Genomic DNA, 10,618 nt, shown 5'->3' with positions numbered 1-10,618 from the left:
TCCCGGCGCAGGCCGGGATCCAGCATTCCGGGCATTACTTCGTTTTGGGCTGCATTACCAACTTGGGACTCTGGATCCCAGCCTTCGCCGGGATGACGGAGCTGGTTGGAAAAAAACCGTCATCCCGGCGCAGGCCGGGATCCAGAATCTTGAGCCTTGCTCCATTACCGGATCAAAAACTGAAATCCACTTTGGTCCACAACGTACGCCCAGGCTCATTGATCGCCACATCATCAGCCGGGTAACCAAACCCTGCATTACCCGCCAGGTTCAGGTGCTCCGCATAGGCCTTGTTAAACAGGTTGTCGACGCCCGTGCTGACTTTGAATTGCTTGCTGATGCGGTACGCCGCGTTCAGCGAGAACACACCAAACCCTGAACTTTCAGCAAAGTCTTGCCCCACCACATTGCCCTGCCCTTCGGCGATCCGCCCCTGCCTGGCCACTACCCGCCCCAGTGCGCCGGCACTAAAGACCTCACGCTCATAATTTAGGCCAAAGCGGGCTTCCAGCGGCGGCATTTGCGGCAGCGCCTGGCCATCGGAGCTGTTCTTGCCCCAGGCATAGGCCAGGGTGGCATCGGTTTTCCAGTTGCTGGTCAGTTGATACGCCACGCCCAGTTCACCGCCCATGATGCGCGCATCGATGTTCTGCACCTGTGTGCTCTCGCCCATCATGCCGGGGCTGTAGGTGAACAGCAGGTAGTCGCGCACCTGGCCGACGTACCCCGAGGCCCAGGCCTGCAGCTTATCGCCGCCGTACTGCACACCCACATCCAGCTGCGTGGTTTTCTCCGGCTTGGCGCCTTCAAAAGCATTGACGCTGCCACTCGGGCCATTGGTGGGGGAGAACAGCTCCCAGTAGTCAGGGAAGCGCTGGGCATGGCCAAGGCCGGCGTAAAGGGTGGTGGGCGAGTCAGCCAGGTCATATTCGTAACGCACAAACCCGCTGGGCAAGGTGTCGCCCCGGGTCTGGTCGGCGGTCGGGTTGGGCATGTTCATCATGCCGACGGTTTGTCGGTAGTCGGTGGCCTCGGCGCGGTCCAGGCGCGCGCCACTGATCAGGCGGGTGCGTTCGGCGGCGTTCCAGGTCAGCTCGGCAAAGGCGCCGTAATTGTGGAACAGCGCGTCTTTGCTCCAGGGGAATTGGTCTGCGTCGGTGTAGCGAGCGGTCATCATGTCGTAAGTGGAGCTGCGCTCGCGATGCTCGCTGCGCAGGGCATCAACGCCGGTGATGAGTTCCACATCCGTCCAGTTCCAGGTGGCCGCCAGCCGACCACCGAGGGTGCGGCGGTCGACGGCGGCGGCCATGGGCATCGGCATGCTGCTGGTGGGGTCCGGGGTGCGCAGACGGAAGTTGTCCATCACGTGATCGGCGTAGTTGTAGTACACCTGCCCTTCGATTTTGCTCAGCACATCGCCCAGGTTGCTCTTTTCGATACGCAGGCCAAGGCTTTCGCGTTTGAACTGACTGCCGTCCATGCCGCGCCCGGCATAGCGCGCCTGGCCATCGCCTTTGCCGGCGGTCAGCTCGATCAGGGTGTCGGCATCGGGCGTCCAGCCAAGCGCCACGTCGCTATTCCACTTGTCCCAGCGCGAGGGCACGGTGTCGTTGTTGCCGTCCTGGTAGTCATCGGAATGGCTCTGGTTGCCAACTAGACGCAGGTAGCCCTGGTCGCTGCCGATGGCGCCGTCGAGCACCTTGTCGAAGCGGCCGTTGGAGCCGGCCAGCACGCTGCCATTCAAGCGCCCACCCAACTTGGAAAACTGCTCCGGCTCACGTTCGAACAACACCGTACCGGCCGACGCACCGGGACCCCACAGCACGGTTTGCGGGCCTTTGATAACGGTGAGTTTGTCGAAGGTTTCCGGCGAGATATAGGACGTGGGCGCATCCATGCGTCCGGGGCAGGCGCCGATCATCAGGCCGCCGTTGGTGCGGATGTTCAGGCGCGAACCGAACATACCGCGCAGCACCGGGTCGCCATTGCTGCCGCCATTTCGCACCACGGAAAAACCGGGGATGGTTTTCAGGTAATCAGCACCGTCGCTGGCCGGCACGGGCTGGCGGGCGTCCTTGGGATTGGTGACCACAGTGAGCGGCGAACTTTGCTGCACCGCCGTGATGATAGCGGCCTGAAGAATATGGGCCGTGTGGTCTTCGGCGACCGTTTCGCTGGTTTCCTGGGCGCTAGCCAAGCCAGACAGCGGTGCCAGGGTGGCAAGCAGCCAGAAGGGTTTGAACGACATGGTGAAATCCTTGCGCAATACGTGAGCGTCAGAGATCCCTGGCGTTAACAGCCGGGGAAACAAGAAAGAAAGCGCGACCGAAACAGGTCGCTAGACGTTCAGACGAAGGGCGAAGCGCGAGGATTAAGCGAAGGCCAGCTATAGCGCGGCGGCGCTTGAGGCCACGTGTTGGCGACGTGGCGGGTGATGGCAGGCGCCGGAAAATAGCTGAGCGACCAACCGGCGCTATTGAGCGCCACGGCTAGGCCGAAGGACGAACATAGCGGGCAACTCATCTGGTCGATATGGGGTTGCTGCTGATCGGTGCCGCTGGCATCGATGGCCGGCCCTCCGTGACCAGCCAGGGTACAGGACCCACCACCCAGGCCACTTAAACTCATGCCGCTCATTTGCCCGTGGTGAATACCGCAGGCGAACAGACTGAACAGCACGCTGGCATACAGCAGCCAGGCGGTCAGCGAGCGGGAGCGTTGGGGGTGGGTCAGGGTCATGGGCAGCGACTTTAGCACCGTGCTTTACGACGCTCCAGAGCCGCTGCGCGCGGTTGATTGCCACAGCCACCAGCAAATCAAAAACGCCCAGCCCAGCCTCCCACCACCGAACCCTGCAGGAGGCTTCAGCCTCGACGGGAGTTAGCCAGAATGCCTAGTTCTCAGGCTCATCCGGCTCCTGATGCTCCTTGTCGAACCGACTGATCAGGTGCGGCACCAGGTTGAGAACGATCAAGCCAAACACCGTGCCCAAGAGCGCCGTGGCCTCACGTCCCAAACCGACGGTAATGCCAATGGCGCACGTCAGCCAGATGCCGGCGGCGGTGGTCAGGCCCTTCACTTCACTGGGCGAGCGTCCTTTGAGAATGGTGCCCGCGCAAAGAAACCCGATGCCTGCCACCACGCCCTGGATCACCCGGCTCATGGCGTCCTGCTCAGCACCCATCTGTTCAGCCGTCATTACAAACAACGCACTGCCCAGGGCCACCAGCATATGGGTACGAACACCGGCGGCCTTGCCGTGCTGTTCGCGCTCCCACCCCAGTAACCCGCCGAGCAGCGTGGCCAGGGCCATGCGCAGGGTAACTCGGGTGGTGTGGGCGATATCGTCGAGATCGGAAAACTCGCCAACTATTGTCGCGAGAATCGACTCCCACATGTTCAAGCAGCATCTCCAGAATCAACCGGCGTGTCCGGTAGGTAGCGGTGGGCGCCGCAGCGCGAACAGCACTGACATAGCAGCAGCTCGGTACCAAACAGCTCGTGCGTCGCCTGCATCCAGGTACAACCTTTCAAAAAGCACATAAAGGTCATCTCACTACCTCCCGCGGGTTCAGCCCGCACGTTCAGGTCTCCTAATTATCGACTGGGCAGTGTCTCGAATGGTTTAACGATTTTTTCGGTGTTGGCTGCAAATAGCCGCCAAAAAGCCGCTTGAAGCACTGAGATAGACGGCAGCGCCACTCAGCGAAAAAGCTGAACCCTTTGCCGCTGACAGGGGCCCAACTGAATAACTGTCACCGTTGGAGGACACCTCGAGATGAGCGGCAACTATCCCTTTGTGGTGCATTACCGGTTGCACGGCCAAGCCCACAGTGTGGAGGTGGAAAGTGCCAGCGAAGCCTTCACCCCAAGCCAGGCCCGTACCCATGTCGAATCGCTGCACACCTCGGTGAACAGCAGCGATATCACGGACATCAGCGTTAGCGCCGGGCAACAGGGCGGTCCGAGTGAGCCGGGGCACAAGCAAGCGTCCTGACAGCTGAAGGCCCAACTACCCAAACCAACCACAACCAAAACGAGTACGCCTAGATGAAAAATCTCGAAACTCCTGCCGTAAAACTCGCTGTGTATGGAGCTCAGAGCAGCGTTGGACACGCGTTGATGGTTGAAGCCCTGGCGCGTCAGTTCGAAACTACGCTGGTGCTGGACGATCTGAACGCAGTGGATGCCCGCCCCGGGCTCAGCACCGTTCAGGGCAATTTGTACGACGCCATCAGCGTCAGCCAGAGCATTGCCGGCAAGGACGCGGTGGTTTGTGTGCTGCCCACTGACAAGGCCGACACGCAGTTCCACCAGACCTTCAAAGCTGTCACCGCCCTGCTCGACGGCTTGCCAGTTGCCGGCGTGAAGCGGTTGTTATTAGTGGGTGACTTCGCCTGGCTGGATGCCGGCAGTGCTGGCCTGACCGAGCCGTTGCAACAGCTGCAAGACCGCCTGATCGCCAGCCCGGTGGTATGGACCCTGTTCGACGCCGTCTCCGGCGACACGGAACCCGGTTTGCTTGGCAGCTTTGCCAGTCAGGTAGTGGATGAGGTGTGCCATGCCGAGAACATGCACCAACGGATCCGCATTCATAGCCAAGCCAGCCCTGCTGCCCCGGCCGCTGATGTCGATGTAATGCCGCAGCCTTGAACGGCTGAAGGAGGACGTTATGCCACCGCAAAGCATCATCTTGCTATTGATTGGAACCTGGCTGCTGGTGGCAGCGGCCGCCTTGTGGGGGATGTTGCGCATCGCCCGTCGTCACCACGAACGCCATCATGCACGGCCAAGCAAACCGGCCATGCGTGCGGCACAGGCACGGCACAAGCCCGTGCATTTAGGCCATTGAGGATGCAGGTTGATGATGGACAGTGAGGCAGTTGGTACCCACGCATTTCTCGACGCATTTATGACGGCGTTACAGGAATGCGCGTTGCCGTTGTTCGAAGAAGCCAAAACCTACGCCAAGCAGGCCGGGCTTGAGGTGCGCCTGGAGTTGCACGGTGCCGAGAAAGCCAGCCCGGGGTTGTGTCTGCTGGTGGCCTACCCCGACGAATCCAGCTTCAACAGTTGCTGCATCACCGCTGAGCCCGAGCAGCAGAAAGTGCTGCACGAAGATTTTTACACCGAGAGCAACCAGCGCCGCGTACAGCGCGGAAAGTTGGCCTCTATCAATCAGATGGTGCTGCACTCGCGGCTGGCGGCGTTTTTTCAGACAGCGTTTGGCTTGCAGCCGGACTACATTGCCAAGCAGCATCCGGCCGGGTTTTGGTAGGGGCGCGCCCTCACCCCCAGCCCCTCTCCCGCACGCGGGAGAGGGGAGGAAAACCGCGGATTAGCTAAAAACACGGATCAAGCCCCCTCTCCCGCTTGCGGGAGAGGGTTGGGGTGAGGGCCGCCTGTCAGCCTTTCTTCTTCTCCGGCGGCATCGCCTTCCAGATATCCTCAGCGTATTCCCGGATCGTTCGATCCGAAGAAAACCACCCCGTACGCGCCGTATTGAGCACCGCCGAACGCCACCACTGGTTGGGGTTCTGCCACAGCTCATCGACCTTGCGTTGCGCGTCCCAATACGAATCGAAGTCCGCACACAGCATGTAGCGGTCATGGTGTACCAAGCCGTCAATCAGGCCGGTGTAACGCTCGGGGTCATCCGGCGAGAACACGCCCTTGCTGATTGCTTCCAACGCGCCATTAAGCCGTTCGGAATTCTTGATCACGTGAATGGTGTCGTAGTCGCCATTGCCCATGCGCACTTTCACTTCCTGGGCGGTCATGCCGAAGATAAACATATGCTCGGCGCCGATCAGTTGACTCATCTCCACGTTGGCACCATCCAGGGTGCCGATAGTCAGCGCGCCATTGAGCGCGAACTTCATATTGCTGGTGCCTGAGGCTTCCATACCGGCCGTGGAAATCTGCTCGGACAAATCCGCCGCCGGAATGATGGTTTCGGCCAGGCTCACGTTGTAGTTGGGAATAAACACAACTTTGAGCAAACCACGCACAGTGGGGTCATCGTTGATGGTGCGGCTGATGTCGTTGGCCAGTTTGATAATCAGCTTGGCCTGGTGGTAACTGGCAGCCGCCTTACCGGCAAAGATTTTCACCCGCGGCACCCAGTCGGTGGTCGGATCGTTGCGAATGGCCTGGTACAGCGCCACGGTGTGCAACAGGTTCAGCAGTTGACGTTTGTATTCGTGAATGCGTTTGACCTGCACATCGAAGATCGCTTCGGTGTTGAGGTCGATGTTCATGCGTTCTTTCACCAGCCGCGCCAATGCCGCTTTGCTGTGTTGGCGCTGGGCGATGAACTGTTTACGAAAGGCCGGTTTTTCCGCGAAGGGTTCGAGTTTGATCAGCGAGCTTTCCGGGCTGTCGAGCACGCCCTGGCCGATATTTTCGATCAGCAATTGGGTGAGCTGCGGGTTCACTTGGTACAGCCAGCGGCGGAAGGTAACGCCGTTGGTTTTGTTGCGGATGCGGTCGGGGTACAGGTTATGCAGGTCGCGGAAAACCGTCTCGCGCATCAGGTCGGTATGCAGCGCCGATACGCCGTTGATGCTGTGCGAACCCAGAAACGCCAGGTTACCCATGCGCACACGGCGGCCATGTTCTTCGTCGATCAGCGACACCGAACGCAGCAGCTCGAAGTCGTGAATGTCTTGCGCCCGCAGCGAGTCGATGTGGTAGGCGTTGATCAGGTAGATGATCTGCATATGGCGCGGCAGCAGGCGTTCCATCAACGACACCGGCCACGACTCCAATGCTTCCGGCAGCAGCGTGTGGTTGGTGTACGACAAGGTCGCCACGCTCAGCTCCCACGCGGCAAACCACTCAATACGGTACACATCCACCAACTGACGCATCAGCTCGGCGACGGCGATGGCCGGGTGCGTATCGTTGAGCTGGATAGCGACCTTTTCCGGCAGCGAATGGATATCGCCATGCAAGCGCATATGCCGGTGCAGCAGGTCTTGTAGCGAGGCCGAAACAAAGAAGTACTCCTGGCGCAGGCGCAGTTCCTGGCCGGCCTCGGTGCTATCGGCCGGGTACAACACGCGGGAAATACTTTCGGCCCGCACCACATCGGCCACAGCGCCCAAGTGGTCCCCGGCGTTGAAGCGTTCCAGTTGCAGGTCTTCCAGCGCCCTCGCCCGCCATAGCCGCAGCGTATTCACCCCGGCACGGCGCCAGCCGACTACCGGCGTGTCATAGGCAATGGCACGGATAATTTCGGTGGGCTGCCAGTGCTGACGCGGGACGTCGTTGCGCTCGGTGACGGTATTGACGCTGCCACCAAAGCCAATGTTGTAGCTCACCTCCGGGCGTTCGAACTCCCAAGGGTTGCCGAAGTCCAGCCAGGTTTCCGTGTGCTCGTGCTGCCAGCCATCGCTGATCACCTGTTTAAACAGGCCATGCTCATAGCGAATGCCGTAGCCGTGACCGGCAATATTCAGCGTGGCCATGCTTTCCATAAAGCAGGCGGCCAAGCGGCCAAGGCCGCCGTTGCCCAATGCAGCGTCGGGCTCCACTTCGCGGATACGTTCGATATCCACATCGAGCTCGGCCAATGCCGCCTTCGCGGTTTCCAGCAGCCCCAGGTTACTCAGGCAGTCCACCAGCAAGCGGCCGATCAAAAACTCCAGCGAAAGGTAATACACGCGTTTCTGCTGCTTGCGATCCACCCGCGCTTCGGACTCTTCCCAGTTGTCCACCAGGTGGTCGCGGGCGGCCAGGGCAATGGCCTCGAACCAGTCGTGGATATAGGCGTTGGCGGGGTCTTTACCGACTGCATATTTGAGCTTGGCGAGAATACTGTGCTTGAAGGCTTGCACGTCGGGGCTGGCGTGGGAGGTGGGCGCGTCTTTTTGCTTTGCAGCGGAGTTGGGTTCAGCGGACATGGGAAGCGTGCCTCGGTCAGATAAATTGAGCGCGAGCGGATGCAGCCCTGCCAGCAGCCCTCAGGCTGTCGGCAGGGCCGGATGAATCAATTAAAGACGGCGTCGTTCTGCGCGTGGCGCGAGACATTGAACGAGGCGCCACTGTCACTGGGGTACAGGGCCATGGTGGTCTTCAGGGCGTCGATGGTGATGCCGCCCAGGTGCTCGGTGAGAAATGCCTTCTTCAGCACCCAGAGGTTTTCATCGCGGATCAGGTCCAGCAGGTCGTGACCTGTCAGCGTGAGCGCCTTGCCGATACGCACCAACTCACCGCTCAGCGGTCGGTGGTCTGCGCATTCCACCAGACCAGCCTGCTCTAGCAAGTGCAGGTGATAACTGACGCTATCGCTGGAGTGGTTTTCGATTCGGTGGGGAAAAAAGTGGTGGCCTTTATCCAGGGCCTCAATGTCCAGCAGTATTTCCCTTACCAGTTCCCAATCTCTCTTCATTGCCTTGGCTCCTCGTCCCCTTTCCGTAAGTCCTTTGCCCAACCGAACAGCCTTCGCAGCGAGCAGATTTGCAGGGGACCGTTACCAATGACCGAAGCCAGTCGACCAACAAGGCTGCGCGCAATAACTGATGCTTGAGCGATTGGCTGACCGGCCCCCTACAGAATAGGTGTGCGTTTTACCCTGAGAGTTCAACAATTTTGCCGGGGAGATGACCGCCTGCCGAAAAACCTGAACTCTGCGCAAAAGCGCTGGTTCAGAACTGTTAACCATCGTCACGCAAAGGAGTTTTTACATGACCAATCCCGGTTACCTCCAACGCCTGCTTGCCGTCGCCGGCGGCATTTTGCTGATCAGGAAAGGCATGGCCGTAAAAGGCGTGATCGGCGCTGCGGATATCGTGCTCGGTTCGGTCGCCATTTATCGAGGGCTGGGCCGGGCCAGTCATGAATTGCCGCCTGCCTACCAGCTCAAGCATTTACCGGAAGTGGCCCAGCGTGTGCCGCGCAAGCCAGTGCGCCGCGGCTATCAACCGCAGGTTTTCGTACCGGACGAACTGGGGCCGGATTTGCCGGTTAAAACCCCTTTTCAGCAGCCTCTCAGTTAAGGGGCAGCTAGGGGGGGCTAGTCGGTAATTGCACTTTGCAAGGTTGCATTTTGCCCGATCATGCAAAGTGCACGACCGAAGCGGCGCCAAAAATATGTAACCTGTTGTTTTATATGCATTTTATATGTCGCGTGATGTTGGCATGCCATCTGCTCTATGTACTCCACCTGAAAAGAATCGATGGAGTACATGGAATGCAACTGGCCATAAAAGAATTCTTCGACGCCTTCCCACAACACACCGTCGCCATCAAACCGCGCCCGGATGGCAGCCTGCTGCTGACGCTGGTAAACGAAAGCGGCAAACCGTTGTGCAAAGCGATCAAAAGCGAAGAAATCCTCAGCCCCGTGCGCATGCAAACACTGATTCGCGAGTTGCACCGTGAGATCAAGATCGAAGCGGGCCTGCTGCGCTGGCGCGGTGATGAAGCGGCCTGGGTAGAGCGTGAATTGCCAACTTATGTAGAAGGGCCGATTCATGTGACCAAGGCCAAGACGTTGGCCCGTCGTTCCAACCAGGAACTGCGTCAGCGTCGGGTACAGAAAGCCGTGGCTTGCTGATACCGTTCTAGAATTTTAAAGATCGAGGCTTCGGCCTCGATTTTTTTGCTCGCGCTTCTGTAGGAGCCCGCTCGCTGGCAAACCCTGCAAAAGAAATTCGCCGCCTGATTGACCCCCCTTACGCCCAGTGCCCGCGCAGGTACTCGATAAACACCTTCACTTTTCGCGTATTGCGCCGGTGCGGCAGATACAGCAAGTGAATCCAGGGCCCGAACGCACTGGGCTCGCGCCACACCTCAGGCATCACCTCAACCAACTCGCCGCGCTGCAAATACGGCCCCGCGCTCCACTGGGGCACAAACTGCAGTCCCTGCCCGTCCAGCAAACACGCCAGCAAAAAATCGTAATTATCACTGGCCAGCCTTGGCTGCGGCTGCGCCAACCTTACCCGTTCCCCGCCCTGCTGCATCCACCAGAAGTGCCGATTCAACAACGGATGGCGAAAGATCAACCAGTCATGCTCAAGGTAATTATGCATCGTCACCTCGGACCCTTTGCGCGCGAGGTACGCCGGGCTTGCACACAACAGCAGATCGTTGGTGCGTAAGGGCTGAGCAATTACGCCCGGAAGATCAATCGGTCCATCACGCAAGGCCAGGTCATAGCCTCCGTCCACCAGGTCTTCATAAGTGTCGCTGAGCTCCACTTCCAGGTGCACCTGGGGGTGGTCGCGCATAAACCGGCAGCACACCCGGGCGAGAAACGCCGGCCCATAAGAAGGCGGCGCGGTAATGCGCAGGCTGCCGCGCAGTTCATATTGCAACTGCTCGACGCCCTCACCCGCCAACTGCAACTGCATCAACGCCTGCCGCGCGCCGTCAAGGTAGATATGCCCGGCTTCGGTCAGCGCCATACGCCGTGTGGTGCGCTCGAACAGGCGGGTGCCCAGCTCGGCCTCCAATTGCGCCACCGCCTTGGTCAATGCAGACGGGGTTTTGCCCACGTGTTCGGCAGCGCGGCTGAAGTTGCCGTGTTCGGCGGTGGCGACAAACAGGGTTAACGCGCTCAGCTTGTCCATCTATCTATTCCTGACAGGCACAGAAGTTGTGCGAACAG

Annotated in this window: 13 protein-coding genes; 6 read left to right on the top strand and 7 right to left on the bottom strand. The window is 59.7% G+C overall.

Annotated elements, in window-relative coordinates:
* Positions 1 to 172: 172 nt before the first annotated feature.
* The 4 genes from PKE98_RS16905 to PKE98_RS26950 all read right to left on the bottom strand — a co-directional run bounded on the left by PKE98_RS16905 (position 173) and on the right by PKE98_RS26950 (position 3,552).
* A complete protein-coding gene (locus PKE98_RS16905) occupies positions 173 to 2,248 on the bottom strand; it encodes a TonB-dependent copper receptor (protein WP_271196495.1) in 2,076 nt (691 codons plus the stop codon).
* Positions 2,249 to 2,346: 98 nt separating this feature from the next.
* Entirely contained in the window at positions 2,347 to 2,739 is a 393-nt protein-coding gene (locus tag PKE98_RS16900; RefSeq protein WP_309298762.1) for a DUF2946 domain-containing protein, read from the bottom strand.
* A gap of 154 nt (positions 2,740 to 2,893) precedes the next feature.
* Positions 2,894 to 3,403: an MgtC/SapB family protein gene (locus tag PKE98_RS16895; protein ID WP_309298761.1), complete on the bottom strand. Its 510-nt coding sequence runs from the start codon at positions 3,401 to 3,403 to the stop codon at positions 2,894 to 2,896.
* A complete protein-coding gene (locus PKE98_RS26950) occupies positions 3,400 to 3,552 on the bottom strand; it encodes a PSPA7_2676 family Cys-rich small protein (RefSeq protein WP_309298760.1) in 153 nt (50 codons plus the stop codon). Before PKE98_RS26950 ends, PKE98_RS16895 begins: the two co-directional genes overlap by 4 nt.
* 226 nt (positions 3,553 to 3,778) lie before the next feature.
* Between PKE98_RS26950 and PKE98_RS16890 the strand changes: the two genes are divergently transcribed.
* The 4 genes from PKE98_RS16890 to PKE98_RS16875 are packed head-to-tail and all read left to right on the top strand — an operon-like array spanning position 3,779 to position 5,278.
* On the top strand, positions 3,779 to 3,997 hold the full coding sequence (locus PKE98_RS16890) for a hypothetical protein (RefSeq protein ID WP_271196494.1): 219 nt from the start codon (positions 3,779 to 3,781) through the stop codon (positions 3,995 to 3,997).
* Positions 3,998 to 4,050: 53 nt separating this feature from the next.
* Positions 4,051 to 4,653 carry an NAD(P)H-binding protein gene (locus tag PKE98_RS16885; protein ID WP_271196493.1) on the top strand — a complete coding sequence of 201 codons (603 nt, stop codon included), beginning with the start codon at positions 4,051 to 4,053 and terminating at the stop codon, positions 4,651 to 4,653.
* A 19-nt stretch (positions 4,654 to 4,672) separates the two neighbouring features.
* Positions 4,673 to 4,852: a hypothetical protein gene (locus PKE98_RS16880; RefSeq protein WP_271196492.1), complete on the top strand. Its 180-nt coding sequence runs from the start codon at positions 4,673 to 4,675 to the stop codon at positions 4,850 to 4,852.
* Positions 4,853 to 4,864: 12 nt separating this feature from the next.
* Positions 4,865 to 5,278 carry a hypothetical protein gene (locus PKE98_RS16875; protein ID WP_271196491.1) on the top strand — a complete coding sequence of 138 codons (414 nt, stop codon included), beginning with the start codon at positions 4,865 to 4,867 and terminating at the stop codon, positions 5,276 to 5,278.
* A 127-nt stretch (positions 5,279 to 5,405) separates the two neighbouring features.
* Here the strand turns inward: PKE98_RS16875 and PKE98_RS16870 are convergent, their stop codons facing one another.
* Together PKE98_RS16870 and PKE98_RS16865 are read right to left on the bottom strand one after the other, a co-directional pair.
* A complete protein-coding gene (locus PKE98_RS16870; protein WP_271196490.1) occupies positions 5,406 to 7,907 on the bottom strand; it encodes a glycogen/starch/alpha-glucan phosphorylase in 2,502 nt (833 codons plus the stop codon).
* Between the two features lie 86 nt (positions 7,908 to 7,993).
* On the bottom strand, positions 7,994 to 8,395 hold the full coding sequence (locus PKE98_RS16865; protein ID WP_271196489.1) for a DUF2513 domain-containing protein: 402 nt from the start codon (positions 8,393 to 8,395) through the stop codon (positions 7,994 to 7,996).
* A gap of 295 nt (positions 8,396 to 8,690) precedes the next feature.
* Between PKE98_RS16865 and PKE98_RS16860 the strand changes: the two genes are divergently transcribed.
* On the top strand, positions 8,691 to 9,002 hold the full coding sequence (locus PKE98_RS16860; RefSeq protein ID WP_271196488.1) for a hypothetical protein: 312 nt from the start codon (positions 8,691 to 8,693) through the stop codon (positions 9,000 to 9,002).
* A 194-nt stretch (positions 9,003 to 9,196) separates the two neighbouring features.
* Positions 9,197 to 9,562, top strand: coding sequence for a DUF3509 domain-containing protein (locus PKE98_RS16855; protein ID WP_271196487.1), 366 nt, complete (start codon positions 9,197 to 9,199; stop codon positions 9,560 to 9,562).
* Positions 9,563 to 9,680: 118 nt separating this feature from the next.
* Here the strand turns inward: PKE98_RS16855 and PKE98_RS16850 are convergent, their stop codons facing one another.
* The gene (locus tag PKE98_RS16850) at positions 9,681 to 10,580 is read right to left on the bottom strand and encodes a LysR family transcriptional regulator (protein WP_271196486.1); all 900 of its coding nucleotides are present in this window, start codon (positions 10,578 to 10,580) and stop codon (positions 9,681 to 9,683) included.
* Positions 10,581 to 10,618 lie beyond the last annotated feature (38 nt).

Source organism: Pseudomonas turukhanskensis (assembly GCF_027922365.1).
In the GTDB taxonomy this organism is placed as follows: Bacteria; Pseudomonadota; Gammaproteobacteria; order Pseudomonadales; family Pseudomonadaceae; genus Aquipseudomonas; species Aquipseudomonas turukhanskensis.
Note: the sequence above shows the minus strand (reverse complement) of the source record. Positions and strands in the feature narration are given on the sequence as shown.